Genomic DNA, 19,522 nt, shown 5'->3' with positions numbered 1-19,522 from the left:
ACGCCCGGGCACGGCCGGGCCCCCCGCCCCCGCCCCGCCCACCAAGGCGTCCAGCGGGGGCGAGCCCCGAGCCCCCCGGGGAAGGCCGGCGTCGTGAAGGGGGCATACTCCTCTCTGCCCTTCTACGACGAGGGGGATCAGGTGGCTAGGGGGAACCTCATGGCGAGGGTGCGTATGTCTATACTCTACTACTACGCCAACAGGTACGACATGTTGGTGCTCGGGACTGGGGACAAGAGCGAGCTTATGCTCGGCTACTTCACTAAATACGGCGACGGCGGCGTAGACCTCCTCCCCATCGGCGACCTCTACAAGACCCAGGTTAGGCGTATGGCTAAACACCTGGGCGTTCCGGACCGCATTGCCGAGAAGCCATCGGCTCCCCGCCTCTGGGCTGGCCACACGGCCGAGGGGGAGCTGGGCATCAGCTACAGGGAGGTAGACCTCGTCCTCTACGCCCACGAGCTAGGCCTCTCTAAAGACGCAATCCCAGACGCCACCGGCGTGTCTAGGCCAAAGGTGGAGAGGGTGTTGGCCCTAGTAGCCGAAAACTCCCACAAGAGGGCGCCGCCGCCTGTGGCGAAGCTGACGAAAAGCAAGAGATATACGACAAGAATTTAATTTTGTTTATTTAACAGGCTGTGGAGGTTGTCACTCTAGAGAGCCCTGAGGTAGATCGTTGTCTAGACGCCCTCCTCGACCTCGTGTGTACTTGCAACTTGAAGACCCTCCTCGTGGCTAGAGACGGAGTTGTAGTTCTGCCAGAGGCCTACAGAGGGCTTAGGCTTGAGGAGGCGGTGGAAAAAGTTTGTGACGTATGTCTAATCTTGAGGGGGGCTGGGAGGGCCTACGTCTTTTCCTTCTTTACTATTAAGATGGGGGTGGGCAACTTGGCCAAGCTTGTGGCTGAGGTCTGCGGCGGTTCTGTTCAACCGCCGCCGTAGTAGCCGCACATTTTGCAGTACCTCTTGTCGTCTAACTCGGCGCCGCATCTTGGGCAGGGGTTCCTCCGCGCCTTTGGGTAGGAGAGGCCAGCCTTCCTGTAGATGTGGTAGAGGTAGCGGGCTGGGCCGTCGAGGGGGAGGTCTACCTCCACCTTTCTGCCCAGCTCCTCCAGCGTCTTGTAGAGGGCGTGGAAGCCGGAGCCCACCTCGGCGGGATCCTTCCGCCTTTGTCCAAGGTCGCCTAGCTCCTGCCTCAGCAGGCATTTGCCGAGGCCGCATTTTATCTTCTCCTCTATGGGTATGGCGAGGAGGTGCTGGGCCGCCTCTAGGAAGGGTGCTTTAACCTCTACGCCCAGCGCCTTGGCTAGGTCGAAGGAGCAGAAGTACCACCGGGAGGGGTCCATATATCTCGCGAGCTCCTCCCTAGGCTTCGTCAGCATGAAGCTGTAGCCGATGCAGATCTCGTCTCCTGCGTCTCCCGTACAGACGGTCCTCGCGCCGAGGTCTCTGGCGAGCTTGAGGGCGATGTACTGGACGGAGCAGTTCACCACCTCCATGGGGTTGAAGAGCTTTATCGCCTTCACTACCTCCTCCACGGCGGCCAGCGCCTCCCACAGCGGGACGTATCTAACGACGAGGGGGAGGCCGAGCCTTCTCGCGGCCTCGACGGCGTGTGGGACGTCTGTGCCGGGGGACTCGGCCAGCTGGACGTTCACCAGGAGGGGTCTGTGCCCGAGTTTGACGTGGGCGAGGGCCACCGCGGTGGAGTCCAGCCCTCCTGAGAAGGCGATGGCGTCGCAGGGCCTCCTCGCGACAGACTCGGCCAGCCTTTCCACAATCATACCAGCCGGGCTATGTAGTAGTCGCCGTGTTTCTCCACGGCGCCGCACTGCACATCCAGCGCGACGGCGCCCACCCTGGTGACCAAGGTGTGGTACTCCCCCCTCTCGCCTATTGGATCTATGCCGAGTTTTTTGAGGTCGGCGAGGAAGTCGGCGACGTTTTCTCTCCCAACCCGCCTACAGACTATAGATCTGTCTAGCCCCCCGATGACTATGAACTCCATCTTCTCCGCCTCCTCGTAGAGGATCTGCGTGGGGTCTCTGCCCCACAGGGGCTCCCTCAGCTCGGCGCCTGTCTCCCTGGCGAGTTGCTCCATGTAGCGGAGGTGCTCCTCCACCGCCTGGTCTCCCGCCACTAACACCCTCGCGCCGAGCCGCCGGAGTAGATCCGCCTTTGTCCTCCGCTCGGCGCCCTTGGGCAGATTTACCACCAGCGTCGGCACCCCCAGCTTCACCGCAAGCTTCACTGTCTTGTGTAGGTTCACGAGGTGGGGGGAGGGGCGGGGGAAGCTGTAGACCGAGATGAAGAACATGTCCACGGGCCACTCCAGCAACGCCGCGTAGACGGAGTCTTTACCGCCGGAGAAGAAAGCTATTTTCATAAGCCCCAGATTCTACATATTTATATTGGTTTCTGCTCCTATATAAATTGAGGATGTGTAAAATCTTTTTATATAGAATCCATTAGCTACTTATGGCAAAGACGTTAATCCAACAGGCGAGAGAGGGGAGGACGCCTCCTGAGCTTGAGAAGGTGGCTAAGGCAGAGGGCGTCAACGCAGTTAAGCTCCGCGACCGTCTGGCGCGGGGGCAGGCCGTGGTTTTGACCAACGCCAAGTCGCCGCCTAAGAGACTGACCGGCGTGGGGGAAGGGGCTGTTTACAAAGGTAAACGTAAACATAGGCACCTCCTCAGAGGTGGTGGACTTCGAGGCAGAGCTGAAGAAGGTGGAGGTGGCGAATAGGTGGGGCGACACGTTGATGGATCTAAGCGTCGGCGGCGATCTAGACGCGGTGAGGAGGGCTGTGTTGAGCAAGGCGGAGATCCCCGTAGGCACCGTCCCCATATACCAAGCCTTTGTCGAGGCATTTGAGAAGAGGGGCGGCGGGGCTTACATGACGGAGGACCACTTGTTTGAGGTGGTGGAGAGGCAGTTGAAAGACGGCGTGTCGTTTATGACAATACACGCCGCGGTCACGAGAGACCTGGCCTTGAAGGTGTTGAAGAGCGATAGGGTGACCCCCGTCGTGTCGCGCGGCGGCGACATGATCATCGGCTGGATGCTCTACAACGAGTCCGAGAACCCCTACCTCAAGAACTGGGACTACCTTCTGGAGCTCTTCGCCGAGTACGACGCCACTATCTCCATAGGCGACGCCCTGAGGCCGGGCGCCATCGCAGACGCCCACGACGAGTTTCAGATAGCCGAGCTCGTCGAGGCGGCTAGGCTGGCCAAGAGGGCTATCAAAGCGGGGGTCCAGGTGATGCTTGAGGGGCTGGGGCACGTGCCGCTGAACGAGATCGTCTGGTCTATAAAGCTGGAGAAGAAGCTCACGGGGGCGTCCCCTACTACGTCCTGGGGCCTCTGCCGACTGACGTGGCCGCGCCCTACGACCACATCGCCTCTGCGGTAGGCGCCGCCCTCGCCGCCGCCGCGGGGGCCGACCTCCTGTGCTACATCACGCCGGCGGAGCACCTCTCCCTGCCCACCGTCAAGCAAGTGGAGGAGGGGGTGAAGGCCTACAGAGTGGCTGCACACATAGGAGACATCGTGAAGCTTGGGCCAAAGGCCTCGAGGTGGGACAGGGAGGTGAGCGTGTACAGGGGTAGGCTCGACTAGGCCAACATGATAAACAAGCTCCTCGACCCGGAGGCCGCGTGGGCGGTATATAGGCAGTTCGGAGAGCCCAGGGTGAAGGGCTGCACCATGTGCGGCAAGTACTGCCCCATGATGTGGGTGAGGGAGCAGGCGAGAAAAGCCTCTTGACATACATCTATACAATTTTTTCCTAGTTCCCCCACTTTTCTCCATTGTCAAGTGGAAAAATTTACCATAGTAAAGCTGAAAAAGAAAGGTAGAGATGCCTCTATGGACTACGTGGCTGAGGTGAGGAGGCTTAAGTTGGAGAAGAACGCGGTGATTCTAGCCCACAACTACCAGAGGCCTGAGGTCCAGGAAGTGGCGGACTTCGTCGGCGATTCCCTAAACCTCTCCCTAGCGGCTAGGGAGACAAGGGCGTCTCTTGTAGTGTTCGCGGGAGTATATTTTATGGCTGAAACAGCCGCCATATTGAACCCGAACAAAAAGGTGCTTATCCCTGATCTAAACGCCGGCTGTAGCCTGGCTGACGCCGTCGACGTGGAGGCGGTTAGGAGGTGGAGGGAGAGGAACCCGGGCGGGGTGGTGGTGGCCTACATAAACACGAGGGCTGAGGTAAAGGCTCTGGCCGACTACGTCTGCACCTCGGCCAACTGTCTAAAGATCGTCGAGGCGATCCCCCGGGACAAGCCCCTGTTGTTTCTGCCGGATAAATACCTTGGGATGTACATCGCGGCGAAGACGGGGCGCCGCATGGACATTTGGGACGGCGCGTGCCACGTACACGAGAGGCTGACGGCGCCTCAGATACTTACCAAGGTGAAGCTCTATAGAGACGCGGAGGTGTTGATCCACCCGGAGTGCGGATGCGGCACCGCCTGCCTCGTGGAGTTGCCTAAGCTGGGGGTGGAGCCGAGGTTTCTCTCTACGGAGGGGATGGTGAAGTATGTGAAGCAGTCTCCGGCGAGGCGCTTCATAGTCGCCACGGAGACGGGCATTATCTATAGGATGGCGAAAGAGGCGCCTGGGAAGGAGTTCATCCCGGCGTCTGAGGGGGCGGTCTGTGAATACATGAAGCTTATCACCATAGAGAAGGTGTATAGGTCCCTCCGGGACGAGGTCTACAGGGTGGTGGTGCCTGAGGAGGTGGCGAAGAGGGCGAGGGCCGCGATAGAGAGGATGTTCCAGTTCGCATGATCGAGGCTAGGCTCTTCGCGTATCAGCTTTTGGAGGAGCTGAGGCGGGACCTCCCCTTTGTGGATTTCGCCGCCGCGGCGGCGCCGAGGCGAGAGGTGGAGGCGTGTGTCGTAGCTAGGCAGGGGGGCGTGGCAGCCGGCCTTGAGGAGGCTGTGGAGTTTCTAAAGCTCCTGGGCTTCTGGGTGACGCACGTGTTGCCGGACGGCTCCTCCTTCGCCGCCGGCTCTAGGCTTCTCTGTTTCAGGGGGGAGGCGCCCGAGGTGTTGAAGGTGGAGAGGACCTTGCTCAACCTCATAGCCCACGCCTCCGGCGTGGCTACATACACAAGGCGTTTGGTAGAGAGGGCGAGGGCCGCCAACCCCAGGGTGGTGGTGGCGGCGACGAGGAAGACGCTGCCGTTTCTCCGGTATATAGAGAAAAAGGCCGTTTGGCTAGGCGGCGGGGACCCCCATAGGTACTCCCTGAGCGACGCCGTGATGTTTAAAGACAACCACAAGGCGTTGGCTCCGCTGGAGGCGCTTATGTCGGCTAGGCGGCCCTTCATCCAGAGGGTGGAGGTGGAGGTCTCCTCGGCGGAGGAGGCGGTTAGGGCGGCGGAGTTGGGCGCCGATGTCGTCATGTTGGACAACGTCTCTCCCGATGAGGCGAGGAGAGCCCACGAGGAGTTGGCGAAGAGGGGCCTGAGGGAGAGGGTGGTGCTGGAGGTCTCCGGCGGGATAAACGAGGAGAACATCGCCTTGTACGCCCCCTACGTCGACGTGATCTCAGTGGGTAGGCTGACGCACAGCGCTCCGGCGTTGGACATATCGCTAGAGTTCGTCAACGCCAAGACTCCGGTGGGGCTTATCGGGGTGGGGAGACTTGGGGGCGCCATATTGGAGATGGCTAAGGGCGACGACGAGATAGAGATCGCCGCCGTATACGACGTGGATAGGGAGAGGTGTGTGAGAGCGGCCGGCGATAGGTGCGTATTTACGGTGGACGAGCTTATCGCCAGGAGCGAGTTCGTGGTAGAGGCGGCAAGTGCCGAGGTTCTACTCCAGTACGCCTGCAAGATCTTGTCCGCCGGGAGACACCTGGTGGCGGCCTCCGTAGGCGCCGCGTTGAAGTTGCCTAGGTGCGGACCAGGCGTGTTGTTTATCCCAAGCGGCGCCGTGGGCGGATTAGACGTCGTAGCCGCGGCTGGGGGGCGGGTGACGCATAGAGTACATAAACACGGCCTTGGGGCAGACCGGGGACCGGCCGGCGAGATGTTCGAAAAGTACCCCCGGAATCTGAACTCCTCAGTTGCCCTATCTCTCGCCGCTGGGTCGGAGGTCTACGTGGAGATAGACGGCGAGGCTCCCCCCGGCGTAAACATACACGAGATCGCGGTGGAGCATAGATGGGGGAGGGCCTACGTTAGGCTGGAGAACAAGGCAGAGGGCCCCACCAGCGCCCTCGCCGCAGCCTCCATCTACACAACTCTGAAAAGCGCCGTGAGGCTACTCAAGGGCCGAGGGGCCGTGGTGGTTGGGACCTTCAAGGTGCTTTAGGCCATCATCCTGTATATATCTCCTAGGTCGTAGGCGACCGCCCCCTCTCTCCTCTTGAAGCTCCTGGCTACCACCACGGGCACGACGCGGCCAGGGAGGCCCAGCTCCTCGACCTTCTCCCTGAGCTCCTGGGCCACCTCCGCCGCGTCTACCCCGTCTCTCCACCTCGCCTCCACGGCCATCACGACGCCGTCGCCGACGCCGAGGAGATCTATCTCTCTCGCCTCCCCCCTCCTGGTCCACCACTGGGGGCCTAGCTTCCTCACCCTGGGTAGGCGGCCGGCGGCGATCTCCCTAACTACGACCTCTCTGGCGATTTCTTCAAAGGTCTTGCCGAGGTACTGGCTGTACTCTCTCCGTATGTCCTCCACGCCGTAGAGGCCCTGCTCTATTAGCCAGAGGTTTGGGCTTATGAAGCGGAGCCAGAAGCGGAGAAAACCGTCGGCCAGCTCGTATCTATACCTCCCCCTGCCCAACACTGGCTTCACCTTTCTCACGATGCCCACGATCTCCAGGTTGCGGAGGTATGGCGTTATGTCTGTGGACCTAAGCCCCGCGTGGTCTCTTATCTCGCCTAGGGTATTTTTCCCCGCTGCGATCGCCTCAAGTATCTGCCTGTAGGTGGAGACGTCTTCGAACTCGTAGCGGAGGAGGAAGTCTCCCTCGTCTAGGAGGAAGGTCCTCTCCCTCAGTTCCCGCTCCAGGAAGTCCCAGAAGGGCTCCTTCACCTTTACCATATAGTAGGGTATCCCGCCGGCGAAGCCGTGGATTTCCACCAGCTCATGCGGGGGCCTGTCGGGAAAGAACTGTTTGTATTTGAGGAAGGGTATGGGGTCTACCCTCAGCGACGCCGTCCTCCGCCCGTAGAGAGGGCTCTTGTAGGAGAGGACTTTTGAGGTCATGGTGGAGATGGAGGAGCCTGTCAACACGAGCTTTAGGTTTGAGTGGGCGAGGACTTCGTCCACCACCGCCTGGAGGGTCGACAGGATGGCCTTGTCTTCCTCTATTAGGTTTGGGAATTCGTCTATGATGACGACGTCGACTCTATCTCTCAAGTATGTGAAGACGGCCTCCCAGTCGTCGGCGGTTGTCAACACGCCGGGGTCGACTCGTGCCGCCGCCTGTTTAAACCTCCTCAAGTTGCCCCTCCCGACTGCGAGGTAGTAGACCCTCCGCATGTCCTCCGTGGCCTTTAGGACGAGGGTGGTTTTTCCAATCCGCCTCCTGCCGTATACCACCACTAGCCTGAAGCCCTCTCCCCGGAGGGCTTCTCGCAGTCTCTCTAGTTCTTCTTCCCTGTCTAAAAATATAACCACGGTTATATAATCAAGGTTATATTTAAAACATAACTTGGCGCCATGGGCTCTGTCTTAAAGATATTGGCCGCTGCGTTCCTCTGGTCTACAATTGGTGTTGCCGCGTCGCTGGGGAGAGAATACCTCTGGATAGCCTTTATCCGGTCGCTTACTGCAGCCTTGACGGCGCTTGCGGCTGGGGCTAGGCCGGGAAGGGGGGCGCTTCTGCCAGGCCTCCTCCTGGGCGGCCTCTTCTCGGCGTATCCAGTGGCGGCTATATACGCGGGGGTTGGGAACGCCGCGTACCTCCTCTACACAGCCCCCCTGTGGACAACCCTGGCCCTCGCCCTTTGGGGCGAGAGGCCATCCAGGCGTGACGTCAGTGGCGTAGCCCTTGTCCTTGTGGCAGTGGTGCTTATGGCCTCTTCCGGCAGAATTTCGACCGTCGGCTTCGTCGCGGGCCTTGCCTCGGGTTTCTTCTACGGCTTGTACATCGCTGTTGCCAGGAGGCTGGCGTCGGGAGGCCGCGTGGTGGACGCGTCGCTTGGGGCTATGCCCTATACGCTGGCGGTGACCACCCCCGCACTTCTGCTGAAGCCCGGCCCGCCTACGCCAGAGGCGGTCGCCGCGGGGGTATACCTCGGCGTGTTTGGGACGGTGTTGCCATACAGACTCTTCGTCTCTGCCGTCTCTACAGTCGGGGGGGCCAGGGCGTCTGTGTTAGCCTCTCTAGAGCCTGTACTTGCAGCCCTCTGGGGGGTTCTACTTTTTAGCCAAGTGCCTACCTCTCTTGAGGCAGTGGCATATGTCTTAATCACCGCGGCCGCCGTAGTGGCGTCGCGTAAGTGATAAAAATGGGCTTGTGGTCGTCTACATGATCAAAGTGGCTCATTCTCCAGATGCAGACGACGCCTATATGTTCTACGGCATAGCGTCAGGCGTTGTAAAACTGCCGGTTCCCCACGTGGAGTTTCTAGCAGATATAGAGACTTTGAATAAACTCGCTGTCGAAGAGTTACTTGATGTATCTGCTATTAGTGTACACGCCTATGCCTATATCTGCAATAGGTACTACATAATGCGAGTAGGCGCCTCCATGGGCGAGGGGTATGGGCCTGTGGTAGTGGCGAGGCCGGGGGTAGATAGGCCTAGGCATGTGGCTGTGCCAGGGCGTTATACAACCGCCGCCTTACTCCTCAAGTTAGCAATGCCGGAGGTTAAAGCCGTGGAAATGCCCTTTGATAAAATATTAGACGCTGTTATAGCCGGCGTAGTTGACGCAGGAGTTTTAATCCACGAGGGGCAAATCACCTACAGTAGATTTGGCTTGAAAAAACTGACAGACCTCGGCGAGTGGTGGCTGAGAGAGACCGGCTTACCGACGCCTCTTGGAGTAGACGTAGTTAAAAAGAGCTTGGGTAGAGAACTTGCAGAGGCTTTAACACAAGCTCTCCGCGAGTCTATTAGATACGCCGATACACATAGAGAAGAGGCACTTAAGTACGCCCAGAGGTTTTCAAGAGGACTCACCCTAGAAGAGACAGCCCGTTTTGTAGACATGTACGTCAACGCCTATACGAGAGACCTCGGCGCGAGGGGAGAGAAGGCAATAAACGAACTTTTAACACGGGCTTCTGAAAGAGGCTTAACGCCAAGTTGTACGCCCGAGTATATATAAATCTTGTCCCCTACCTCTTTCTTGGCCCCTCTCCGGGGGACTTGGGGGCCCGCCTCGGGTGCACCGGGGCGAGGGGGCGGGTCATACGGGGCTGGCCGCCGATTGTTTATATTGCATCTGTCTCCGTGCCCCCGTCTGCCGCCCCGGGGCCAAGTAGATGTCGTTCATGTGAGGAGTGTAGTTACGAGGTTAAAAACACGACTGTAGCCGGAGTGGGGAAAGCGGGTTGTTTTATCTTCTGGAGTAGTTCCCAATACCTCCTCTCAGCCCATATCATGGGCATGTTGTCGCGGTGCGCTCCGAAGCCGCAGGCGGGGCAACTCTCCACCGCTATCTTGGCTCCACAACGGGGGCAGATCACCGCTGCGACGGCAGAAAACGTTTCTCCGCCTGAATCCCAGGCTGAACCGACGTAATACGCTTGGGTATGTCATAGAGTCTCAGAGAGGGGTCTCTTCTTCTCATTGAGTGTTTTGTGTTTTCGTGGATGTGGGCGAAAGGCTTGAATACGTGTGTATCTACAGCTGTGAGGGGCCGAGCTCTTGAGGAGGGCCGCGTGCCGCCCGGCCCCGCGTCTGAGGTAGCCTGGCTACCCATGAAGGCGTGGGCGGGGAGAAAGTCCCTAGGCGTAGGGACGGGCGGCAGACGGCCAGGAATGTATAGGCGTTTATCTCTTTCGATTTTTAATTTATTTAGCCTTTGTATATTTAGTCGTGCTTTTTGACATTGCAAAGGCAGAGGTAGAAAAGGCTAGGGCGGCTAGACATAGGAGACTTTTCGTACTTGTGGGTACAGATGATAAAAAACTGGCCGAAGCTGCGGCTGAGGTGCTCAGGGGATTTGAGGCCGCGGGAGGCGGCGGCTCTGGGCTCTATATGTTTCAGCCGGAGTTTGCCGACGCTAACAAGAGGATGAACTACTTTAGAGACGCGGTGGCGGGCTCTTCGTTGGAGGTGGACTTCAGGCCGTATAAAGATACGCCGAAGATCCTTGGGACAACACAAGACTTCGCCGTGTTAGATCTCGTCAACGACCTCAAGCCAAATGACGTGGGGCGTCTCGGCGGCGTGGTGAGGGGGGGCGGCGTCTATATTTTCCTCGTGCCGCCGCTAGATGTGTGGAAGAGGTATATAACAAAGTTCCAATCTACACTTCTCGTCCCCCAGTTTACTCCTAACGATATTAGACATAGGCTTAAGGAGAGGTTTTGGAGAAGTCTCTACAGCCACAGTGGCGTTGTAATCTTCGACGTTGACCGCGGTATCTTACTTAAATCTTCAGGCATAGAGACTGTGGAGACTTACGAGCTTAAGAAGCCAGAGCCTCCAGAAAAGGCCGTACTGCCTCTTAAGATATACCGCCTGGCGGCTACACAAGACCAGGTGGAGGTGTTGAAACTTTTTGAAACTCTGTATCAAAAGCCAAAGCGGAAACAAGCTCTTGTAATTATTGCAGACAGAGGGAGGGGGAAGAGCGCAGCGCTGGGGCTTGGCCTAGCTGGCATAGGGCATAAACTTCGGAAGGCCAAGTCCCGTGTACAAATTGTCGTCAGTGCGATGGAGTATACAAATTTAGAGACTCTTCTAGAGTTTGCAATAAAGGGGCTTGAGGCTCTGGGCTACAAGCCAGGTGTAGAGAGGGAGGGGGGAGAGATCAGGGCTATCAAAGCCAAGGGCATTTTTATAGATGTGGTGACGCCGTATATGCTATTGAAGCGAGAAAACGCAGATATTATCGCAGTAGATGAGGCAGCCGCCGTCCCCCTCCCCGTTCTCTACGCCGTACACAAGAAGTTTGACAGACTGGTCTTCGCCACTACAATACACGGGTATGAGGGGGCCGGCCGCGGCTTTTCAATACGTTTTCTAAAATATCTAAAAGAGTCTAAAGACACCGATGTTTATCTCTACGAGATGGAGGAGCCTATTAGATATGGCAGGGGGGATCCAGTGGAGCAGTGGCTTTTTGACGCCTTCCTTCTAAACGCCGAGCCGGCCAAGGTGGAGCCGCAGGATCTCGACTACGTGAGAAGGAGGGAGGTGGTGTACCTCAGAGAGGAAGACGTCATGAAAGACGAAGAGGTATTTAGACAGTTCTTTGGCATCTACGTACAGGCGCACTACAGAAACGAGCCAGACGACTTAGGCATGCTTCTCGACGCGCCACACCACACTGCGCGTGCCCTCGCCCTTCCAAACGGGAAGGTGGTCGTCTCGGTGGAGCTGGCTTTCGAAGGCGCGCTCGACGACCTCTCCATAGACCAAGCGCTTAGAGGCCTTAAGCTCCCCGGCAACATAATCCCAGACCGCTTCCTCAAGTACTGGCGGTTGCCCGAGTTCGCCAAGCTCAAGGGCTGGCGTATCGTGAGGATAGCGACCCACCCAGAGCTACAAGACATGGGCCTCGGCACGCTTATGCTCCAAAAGCTTGAGGAAGAGGCGAGACAACTCGGCATGGATTGGATCGGCGTGGGCTTCGGCGTATACGACAAGCTGCTTAAGTTCTGGGTGAGAAACGGCTACGTCCCAATCCACCTCTCTCCCGAGAGAAACCCCTCCTCTGGTGAATACAGCGTCCTCTTGGTAAAGCCTCTTAACGAAAAGGCTGAGGCCTATGTGAAATATGCAAACGTGGAGTTCAGGAGGAGGCTAATTCATTCCCTCATGGGACCCTACGGCGATCTATTACCCACAGAGGTTCTCCTCCTGCTGGAAGACTGGGGCTGGGAAGTCGACGGCGCCTTTGCCCTGTCTAAAAACCAATTAGACAGAGCTATTGCCTATGCCTACGGCCCCATGACCTACGAAAATGTCACAGACGCCGTATATATGCTCGCCACCCAGTATTTCTACAGCCCCAAGGCGAGGAGGCCGACGCTTCCCGAGCCAGCTCTGAAGATTCTCGTCAGCAAGGTACTACAAGCGAAGCCGTGGAAAGAAGCCGCCGAGGTAGCCGGAGTGAGGAGGGGGGACCTCATGCTCATACTGCGGGAAGTGGTGAAGATACTCCTCTTCTACTACTACGGAGGCGAGTTCGAAGTCCCCCTCTTTGTAGTAGGCACAGTCCGAGGCAAAGACTAACGGCCGGCCCTATGCGCCTCTGAGTCTCAGGGCGTTTAGTGTAACAGAGATATTACTAAACGCCATGGCGAGCCCCGCCAGTTCTGGCCTAAGTGTAACTGGGTAGAAGACGCCGGCCGCCAGCGGTATAAGAGCTATGTTGTATACAAACGCCCAGAAGAGGTTAAATTTCACATTTCTCATTATTTTTTCAGATATCTTAAACACTTCAACGACCTTTGTTATATCTCCCCTAAGGAGTATTATATCGCCTGCCTCTTTCGCTACGTCGGTTCCCGTACCCACCGCAATTCCCACGTCGGCTGTGGCCAACGCCGCAGCGTCGTTTACGCCATCTCCGACGAAAACCACAAGCCCTCTTGATTTCAAAGCTTCAACGATCTTGGCCTTCTCCTCGGGGTCTACTCCGGAGTAGACCACAGATATGCCTAGCTTCTTTGCCACAGCTCTAGCCGATTTCTCGTGATCTCCTGTAACGATGACAAGCTCTACCCCCCGCGTTTTTAGCCAGTGGACGGCCTCCCAGGCCCCCTCGCGTATCTGGTCACCCACAGCTATAGCCCCGAGCGTCTTTCCCTCAGTCGCCACGTAGACCACAGTATATCCCTGCTCTCTCATCTCCTCCGCCCATTTAGCAACCTCTGGCGGAAGCTCCGCGCCCATCCCCCTGAGGATCTTCTCGTTGCCCACGGCTACGGCTACGCCGTTTATTCTGCCATACACGCCGGCGCCAGGAATAGAGTCAAAAAATTCGGGCTCAGACAGCTTCAGATTTCTCTCCCTCGCGTATTCCACCACAGCGGCCGCAAGCGGATGCTCAGACTTCTGCTCCAGAGACGCGGCGAGGCTCAGAGCCTCATCTCTGCCCCACACAGCAACTACCCTAGGCCTCCCGAGGGTTAACGTGCCGGTTTTGTCAAAAGCGACATATCTAGCCTCTCTCAGCCTCTGGAGAGCTTCCGGCCTTTTTATCAAAACGCCTTTTTCAGCCGCCCTCCCCACTCCCACCACCACTGACAGAGGCGTGGCGAGCCCCAAGGCGCAGGGACATGTCACAACAAGGACCGAGGCGGTGAAGATCAAAGCCCTGTTTATATCCCCCGTTGTTAAATACCACAGAACGAAAACTGCGGAGGCCACCGCTATCACCGCCCAGGTGAAGACGCCGGAGATCTTATCCACAAGCTGTTGGACGGGGAGCCTAGCCCCCTGGGCTTGTCTCACCAGCTTGACCATCTGGGCTAGTAGGGTGTGCCGCCCGCTCCTCGTGGCTCTAACGACTAAATAACCCCTTACCAGTATAGAGCCGGCCAAGATGAGATCGCCTTTTTTCTTCTCCACGGGCATCGGCTCCCCCGTGAAGGCCGACTCGTCCACATAGCCAAAGCCCTCCTCCACTACCCCGTCTACGGGCGCTCTCTCCCCCTGTTTAACAGCCACAAGCTGTCCGGGCTTTACCTGGGCGGCGGGGACTTCGACCTCCGCGCCATTTTCTAAAACTCTAGCCTTCTCCGGCTGAAGAGTCAAAAGCCTTCTCACGGCCTCCCCGGCCTTAATCCTCATGCCGGCCTCGATGTATCTGCCCAAGAGCACCAGCGTTATAACTGCCGCCGATGCCTCAAAGTAGACTAGGCCGCCTGTTAGAAGGGAGTAGACGCTGTAGAAATACGTAGAGAGAGTGCCCAGTGTTACAAGCGTGTCCATATTTGCTGTCTTATTCCTAAAAGCCCTGTAGGCCCCCTTTATGAACCTCCAGCCGGAGTAGAACTGGACAGGGGTGGCCAAGGCCCACTGGAGCCAATATACGGCGGCGTGGAGACCTGCCATAGACGCTACCATAAGAGCCACCAGAGCCGCGGTGGGCCCGGCAGCGACGGCGAGCCTCCGCCTAAGGTCTGCTCGGTCTAATTCTACCACCCGTCTATCTACGTCTATATCCACCTCGCCGGTTTTAACCTCCGCCACCTCATAGCCCGCCTCCTCCAGCTTCCTCGCCAACTCCCCCGGCGTGACCTCCAGCGGGTTGTACTCCACTGTCACTACACCTGCGGCTGGGTTTGGTCTTACGTCAAACACCCCCCAGCCCGAGAGAAGCTCAGCTATTCGGGAGACCTCCTCGGGCCGAACGGCCTTAAGCACTATATGGGCCTCCTCTCTATATATGTCATAGCCGGCCTTCCTCACCGCCCTAAGCAAATCGCCATATCTAAGCCTAGTAGGGTCGGCCACGACCTTGGCCTCGTCGCCGGCGAGGGAGACCTCGGCATGGAGAACCCCCGGCACCGAGAGTAGAGCTTTTTGAACAGCCAGCGTACAAGTGGCACAGTGCATCCCGATGATCTTAAGCGTGGTCTGGCGGCCTCTCTCAAATCTAATTCTAATCACAAAAGGAAGGAGGTACAGATATATATGTGTGGTTTACCAGAGCTATGCCTGAGGTGGATCCGGTCTGCGGGATGCATGTGGACCCCGCCACGGCAAAGTACAAAACGCTGTATAAGGGCAAGATGTACTACTTCTGCTCCCACATGTGCAAGGTGGAGTTCGAGAAGAACCCCGATTACTACTTAACTCACGGGCCGAAGGGGATGCCGCATTAACAACAGGTCAATTTTTTCCATATCCAAATCGCCGCGGGTCTACACTGGGGGAATATCCACAACTTGGCGTGCCTAGTTGGCGTCTCGTTTATGGCACCGTCCAGCGCCGTGTAGAGCGCCGTCTCTTCGGCGCTTGGTCTAACCTCTGAGCGCTAGATATATGGCGAGGAAGATGGAGAGGGCTCCCGCCATTTGTCTAGGGCTGATCCTCTCGGCGCCTGTGGCTCTTGCGTAGATTTGGACTATTAAGGGGGATGTCGAGACGAATATTGTAGTTGTGGCGAGGCCTATCTTGTCGACTGAGTAAGCAAATAGGGCGGAGCCGAGGCCTAGGTCTAAGAGGGAGGCGATGGCAAAGAGAGGAGATTTTACAAGAAATAGGCGGCGTCTCGCGACTAGGTATATCCCCAGGGCGGCGCAGGCAGAGAGAGCTCTGAGGTATGCTATTACCGCAGGGTGTACCTGGCCCATGGTCGCTAGCTTCACGGCGGCCATACCTAGAGACCACATGAGAGCTGCGGCTAGGGCTGCCGCTATGCCGAGGGGTTCCAGCCGGGCTACACCACCTCTGGCTAAGAGAGCGACGCCGGCTACAGTGAGGATTGCCGAGGCGGCAAGCCAGTGGGAGACAGTCTCCCCCAACAGGAGGGCGAAATATTGAGCAATTACAACATAGGTGTAGACCAGCGGCGCTGCGACAGACCCTCCGACTCTATGTATTGCATAGAAGTAGAGACTGTCTCCCACCACCAGGGTGATGAGGCCGCTGGCTACGGCGGCCCAAAGGCCGGGGGTTGGCTCGGCGAGGAGGAGGACAGGCCACATAAAAGCCGACACATATACAAGCCTAGAGAAGTTGACCACAGTTGCCTCCGCCGTCTCCATCTTCTGTTTGTATAGAAATATGACGAGAGCCCAAATTACGGCGGCTGTAAACGCCGCAATAACGCCGAGAGGATCCATTAGAGCGGTCTAACTGGCGTAGACGCTCCACAAGCTAGACATTTCATTACATATATCCTCCCCTCTCTCTTCAACTCTGTATCTATAGAGTTACAGACTGGACACACTACGTAGTATCTGATAAATCTCTCATATACTGCCTCTACGACCTTTGGCGACTTCTCCCCATGTAGAGTAAACACATCTCCCTCGATAGTGCCAGGCACAGCCAGCTCCTTTTGGAAAAACTTAGCCATGAAATACACATCTCTGTTTAACCTCTTGGCTATCTGCCCGAAGTTGGGTATAATGGTTTTACGCGGCATATTTTGAACCTCTATCTTTGGGATTTCAGCCCTTCTCTGCGCCTTTGGAGCCACTAGCTTATACGCCCTCTCTAAAAGCGCCAGATATTCCTCATCCATAGGGTGCGGTAAGATATATACTATATAAACGTTCCTCTTAGAAAACACAGGCTGAAAATCTCGCCAACAACTCAGCGCTACCCCACCGGCACCGGCCACAACTCCGTGGCCAAGGCGGTTATAGCTCTGGGCTCTAGTGGCGTTACTTCTCTAGAGAAGACAAGCACGATGTACGCGTCTCCCATTTTTTGACTCCTCCCTGGGGGACTTGGGGGCCCGCCCCGGGCACACCGGGGCAGGGTCAAGAAAAAGTTAGGAGGACGTAAACCAGTAGGTTATGTAGTTCTCCCCTGGTCTTCTATCGACGACGAGTTTCATCTTCATACCTGGCTTTAATGTCTTTGGATCGGCGTCTATCCACGCAGTTATGTTGAATCCATCTGGCATTTTTACTATTCCCACAACATAGTCTTTGTGGTGTGAGAAACTCGCCGGCTTTACATTAATCACAGTCCATGTAATTAACTCGCCTTCTGTACTAGTCTCACGCCACTCCATATCAGACGTCTTACATTTTGGACAATCTACTTGAGGTGGGAAGTACTTAGTGCCGCATCTCTTACATTGAGTATACATAAGTTTGCCTTTTTGAAGACCCTCTACAAACTTCTCAAGTCTATTTACAGACAGAGTAAACCTAAGCCTAAGTTCGCGTACGTCTACCCATAACAATGCGCCGCTCCTAGGGTCTTTATACACTGGAAGACCTGTAACCGTGATTAACGACTCCAGCTGTTTCAAAGGTTCTCCATAGAGCTTTTCTAACGTCTCTGTTACAGCAGAAACTACAGACTTGGCATATTTATAAAAGCCCTCTCCCGACTTTCTCCCAACTCTACCCTCTTTTACCATCTGTACAAGCAGTGGGTCCGGCGCCAGCTCTTTAAACCCCATTTTAACCCACTCTTCTAGCGTCTTGACTATTGTGTCTATTCCTATTTCGTCTGCATATTCTAGAGGCCCTTTAGGCCAGTTTAAGCCAAGTCTCACAGCCTTGTCAATATCCTCTCTCGTAGCAATACCCTCTCTAAGAAGATAAGCAGCTTCATTTATGGCAGGCGCCATTAAAATCACGGGGTCTAGTTTTTCGCTAAATTCTCTGGGGATGTTCGGTCTTTCAAATCTGCCTGGGGCTGGATATTTATAAAAGCCCTCTCCCGACTTAACGCCGTACTTCTTCTGTTGACACTTTTCCGCAATAACTGGACATGGGCCGCCGCCGAAACCACGTTTTTTCATAGCCTCTGCTACAAAACATACGACGTCTAGCCCAACGAAATCCATTAGGAGAAAGACTCCCATAGGCAGACCCACTTTATATATAGCCACGGCATCTATCACTTCAGGCGTTGACAACCCCCTAGCTACAAGCCAACACGCCGCCTCGTTTACTCTCGCTAGTATTCTATTTACTATAAAACCAGGGACGTCTCTATTTACAACCACAGGCTCTTTACCCAATTTTTTCACATAGTCTACAACTCTCTTTACAGTTTCGTCACTGGTGTATTGCCCTTTGATCACTTCTACTAGCGGCATTAGTACTGGTGGGTTGAAGAAGTGCATTCCTACTACTTTTGTTTTTCTCTCTGGTTTTACTGCTTCTGCGATTTCTGTTATTGGTAGTGAAGATGTGTTTGTAGCTAGTATTGCCTCTGGCGGCGCGCAGCGGTCAGCTTCGGCAAAAACTCTCTTCTTAACTTCAATATCCTCTACCACAGCCTCAACCATAAGCTCAACACCAACAACCGCACTACACACATCACCAACAACAGGCCTAATACGAGATAAAACAGTTGTCACATCTTCTTTTAGTCGGCCTCGTTCTTTTACCTTCTTAAGCGAGTCTTCTATATTTCTTAGCGCTTTGTTTAATATATCTTGTGAAATATCTACTAGGTTTACTTCATAGCCTGCTAGTGCAAAAAGTTCAGCGATGCCGTGGCCCATTGTGCCAGCCCCGATTACAGCTACGTGCGGCATAGTCACGGGCTTAGGCTAAGAATTGTTACAAAGGCGTAGTGGCCTGTGCCGCCTATGTTATGTGCAAGCGCCATGCCCTTTCTAATAGGCGCTTGGCGTCCTTTATCTGCCTGTTGTCTCAACTGTTTAGTAAGTTCGGCAATCATAGACACGCCAGTTGCGCCTATTGGATGCCCCTTGGCTTTTAACCCGCCGTCTACATTTACTGGAATTAAACCGCCTATATATGTCTGCCCCTCGCGTATTAATTTGTAGCCCTCTCCTCTCTTTGCAAAACCTAGGTCTTCATAAGCCATAATTTCGGCTATTGTAAAACAGTCGTGTACCTCAGCAACGTCGAGATACTTCACCGGGTTTTCTGGATCTATGCCGGCTTTTTTATAAGCCATTTGAGCCGCCACTTGCGCCGCCTCTAGACCTATAAAGTCAAGTCTCTTGCTTAAATTCGCAGTGCCGTTGGCATAGCCTATTGCCTTTATCCACACTGGGGTGTCGGTGATTTTTCTAGCCACTTCTTCACTTGCTAAAATAACGGCAGATGAGCCGTCTGTGATGGGGCTACTGTCGTATAGTTTAAGCGGCCATGCGACATAGCGAGAGTTGAGACATTCCTCTACTGTAATAGCTCTCTGAAACTGAGCCTTTGGATTTAACGACCCGTAGTAGTGGTTCTTCACAGCGACTTTACAGAGGTCTTCCTCTGTTGCGCCATATCTATGCATATAAGCTGTGGCATATAGCGCGTAATACCCCGGGAAGGTTAGGCCAAAGTTTTCAAATTCCCAGAAGTAGCTCCCGGCTCTGCCGATGAATTCAACTACAGTCGGCGTCGGCGATTCGTTCATCTTCTCTACTCCAATAGCCATTACAATATCAGCCTCGCCGCTTGCCACCATGTGGTATGCAGTTCTAACAGCCGCAGAGCCTGTGGCACAAGCGGCTTCTACTCTTATGCCGCTTTTAGGCACCAGGCCGCAGTATTCGCCAATTACAACGGCAGGCAAAGCTTCAGAGGACCAGCCGCCGACGTTGCCTACTACAAACGCTTGTATATCCTCGGCGCCCAGTCGCGCGTCGTCTAAAGCCTCTTTGACAGATTCCCAGGCTAGCTCTGGCAGAGATACGTCTGCTCTATTGCCAAACTTACTAACGCCAACTCCTACAACGGCCACTCTCCTCATG

The 19,522-nt window shown here is 55.7% G+C and carries 16 protein-coding genes and 2 pseudogenes; 9 read left to right on the top strand and 9 right to left on the bottom strand.

The annotated features are described in order from the left end of the window. The first annotated feature begins 93 nt into the window (after nucleotides 1-93). Nucleotides 94-621 carry an NAD(+) synthase gene (gene nadE / locus ACZ49R_RS02900; protein ID WP_464733664.1) on the top strand — a complete coding sequence of 176 codons (528 nt, stop codon included), beginning with the start codon at nucleotides 94-96 and terminating at the stop codon, nucleotides 619-621. Between the two features lie 20 nt (nucleotides 622-641). Further along, nucleotides 642-944 carry a hypothetical protein gene (locus ACZ49R_RS02895; protein ID WP_464733663.1) on the top strand — a complete coding sequence of 101 codons (303 nt, stop codon included), beginning with the start codon at nucleotides 642-644 and terminating at the stop codon, nucleotides 942-944. Here the strand turns inward: ACZ49R_RS02895 and ACZ49R_RS02890 are convergent. Together ACZ49R_RS02890 and ACZ49R_RS02885 are read right to left on the bottom strand one after the other, a co-directional pair. Next, complete coding sequence (locus ACZ49R_RS02890) at nucleotides 929-1,786, bottom strand: asparagine synthase C-terminal domain-containing protein (protein WP_464733662.1); 858 nt, start codon at nucleotides 1,784-1,786, stop codon at nucleotides 929-931. The two genes, ACZ49R_RS02895 and ACZ49R_RS02890, sit on opposite strands and share 16 nt — an antisense overlap. Beyond that, a complete protein-coding gene (locus tag ACZ49R_RS02885) occupies nucleotides 1,783-2,388 on the bottom strand; it encodes a TTX_0299 family putative ATP pyrophosphatase (RefSeq protein ID WP_464733661.1) in 606 nt (201 codons plus the stop codon). Before ACZ49R_RS02885 ends, ACZ49R_RS02890 begins: the two co-directional genes overlap by 4 nt. 92 nt (nucleotides 2,389-2,480) lie before the next feature. On the opposite strand from ACZ49R_RS02885, the pseudogene thiC reads away from it, so the two are divergent. From thiC to nadC, 3 genes and pseudogenes are all read left to right on the top strand, one after another. Beyond that, nucleotides 2,481-3,773: pseudogene (gene thiC, locus ACZ49R_RS02880) on the top strand (phosphomethylpyrimidine synthase ThiC). A 102-nt stretch (nucleotides 3,774-3,875) separates the two neighbouring features. After that, complete coding sequence (gene nadA / locus ACZ49R_RS02875; RefSeq protein ID WP_464733660.1) at nucleotides 3,876-4,802, top strand: quinolinate synthase NadA; 927 nt, start codon at nucleotides 3,876-3,878, stop codon at nucleotides 4,800-4,802. Beyond that, nucleotides 4,799-6,337 carry a carboxylating nicotinate-nucleotide diphosphorylase gene (gene nadC / locus ACZ49R_RS02870; protein WP_464733659.1) on the top strand — a complete coding sequence of 513 codons (1,539 nt, stop codon included), beginning with the start codon at nucleotides 4,799-4,801 and terminating at the stop codon, nucleotides 6,335-6,337. Before nadA ends, nadC begins: the two co-directional genes overlap by 4 nt. On the opposite strand, the gene ACZ49R_RS02865 is transcribed toward nadC, so the two are convergent. Then, nucleotides 6,334-7,653: an ATP-binding protein gene (locus ACZ49R_RS02865; protein WP_464733658.1), complete on the bottom strand. Its 1,320-nt coding sequence runs from the start codon at nucleotides 7,651-7,653 to the stop codon at nucleotides 6,334-6,336. The genes nadC and ACZ49R_RS02865 overlap by 4 nt on opposite strands. 42 nt (nucleotides 7,654-7,695) lie before the next feature. Between ACZ49R_RS02865 and ACZ49R_RS02860 the strand changes: the two genes are divergently transcribed. Further along, nucleotides 7,696-8,481, top strand: coding sequence for a DMT family transporter (locus ACZ49R_RS02860; RefSeq protein ID WP_464733657.1), 786 nt, complete (start codon nucleotides 7,696-7,698; stop codon nucleotides 8,479-8,481). A gap of 25 nt (nucleotides 8,482-8,506) precedes the next feature. Continuing rightward, a complete protein-coding gene (locus ACZ49R_RS02855; protein WP_464733656.1) occupies nucleotides 8,507-9,310 on the top strand; it encodes a menaquinone biosynthesis family protein in 804 nt (267 codons plus the stop codon). 181 nt (nucleotides 9,311-9,491) lie between these two features. On the opposite strand, the pseudogene ACZ49R_RS02850 reads toward ACZ49R_RS02855, so the two are convergent. Beyond that, nucleotides 9,492-9,674 (bottom strand): annotated as a pseudogene (locus ACZ49R_RS02850) (zinc ribbon domain-containing protein); the annotation flags it as partial. Between the two features lie 349 nt (nucleotides 9,675-10,023). Here ACZ49R_RS02850 and ACZ49R_RS02845 point away from each other — a divergent pair. Then, nucleotides 10,024-12,390 carry a tRNA(Met) cytidine acetyltransferase TmcA gene (locus tag ACZ49R_RS02845; protein WP_464733655.1) on the top strand — a complete coding sequence of 789 codons (2,367 nt, stop codon included), beginning with the start codon at nucleotides 10,024-10,026 and terminating at the stop codon, nucleotides 12,388-12,390. A gap of 9 nt (nucleotides 12,391-12,399) precedes the next feature. On the opposite strand, the gene ACZ49R_RS02840 is transcribed toward ACZ49R_RS02845, so the two are convergent. Continuing rightward, on the bottom strand, nucleotides 12,400-14,775 hold the full coding sequence (locus ACZ49R_RS02840) for a heavy metal translocating P-type ATPase (protein WP_464733654.1): 2,376 nt from the start codon (nucleotides 14,773-14,775) through the stop codon (nucleotides 12,400-12,402). 44 nt (nucleotides 14,776-14,819) lie between these two features. Between ACZ49R_RS02840 and ACZ49R_RS02835 the strand changes: the two genes are divergently transcribed. Beyond that, nucleotides 14,820-14,990 (top strand): YHS domain-containing protein, encoded by a 171-nt coding sequence (locus ACZ49R_RS02835; RefSeq protein ID WP_011763173.1) that lies wholly within the window; start codon nucleotides 14,820-14,822, stop codon nucleotides 14,988-14,990. A 138-nt stretch (nucleotides 14,991-15,128) separates the two neighbouring features. Here ACZ49R_RS02835 and ACZ49R_RS02830 read toward each other — a convergent pair whose 3' ends face one another. The 4 genes from ACZ49R_RS02830 to ACZ49R_RS02815 form a co-directional block, all read right to left on the bottom strand. Then, nucleotides 15,129-15,953, bottom strand: a complete 825-nt coding sequence (locus ACZ49R_RS02830; protein ID WP_464733653.1) for an EamA family transporter — start codon at nucleotides 15,951-15,953, stop codon at nucleotides 15,129-15,131. After that, on the bottom strand, nucleotides 15,953-16,357 hold the full coding sequence (locus ACZ49R_RS02825) for a translation initiation factor IF-2 subunit beta (protein WP_011763171.1): 405 nt from the start codon (nucleotides 16,355-16,357) through the stop codon (nucleotides 15,953-15,955). The genes ACZ49R_RS02830 and ACZ49R_RS02825 overlap by 1 nt, the downstream gene beginning before the upstream one ends. A gap of 252 nt (nucleotides 16,358-16,609) precedes the next feature. Then, complete coding sequence (locus ACZ49R_RS02820) at nucleotides 16,610-18,340, bottom strand: 3-hydroxyacyl-CoA dehydrogenase NAD-binding domain-containing protein (protein WP_464733652.1); 1,731 nt, start codon at nucleotides 18,338-18,340, stop codon at nucleotides 16,610-16,612. 2 nt (nucleotides 18,341-18,342) lie between these two features. Next, nucleotides 18,343-19,521, bottom strand: a complete 1,179-nt coding sequence (locus tag ACZ49R_RS02815; RefSeq protein ID WP_011763169.1) for a thiolase domain-containing protein — start codon at nucleotides 19,519-19,521, stop codon at nucleotides 18,343-18,345. Nucleotide 19,522: the final 1 nt, after the last annotated feature.

This window comes from Pyrobaculum organotrophum (genome assembly GCF_055384425.1).
Note: the sequence above shows the minus strand (reverse complement) of the source record. Positions and strands in the feature narration are given on the sequence as shown.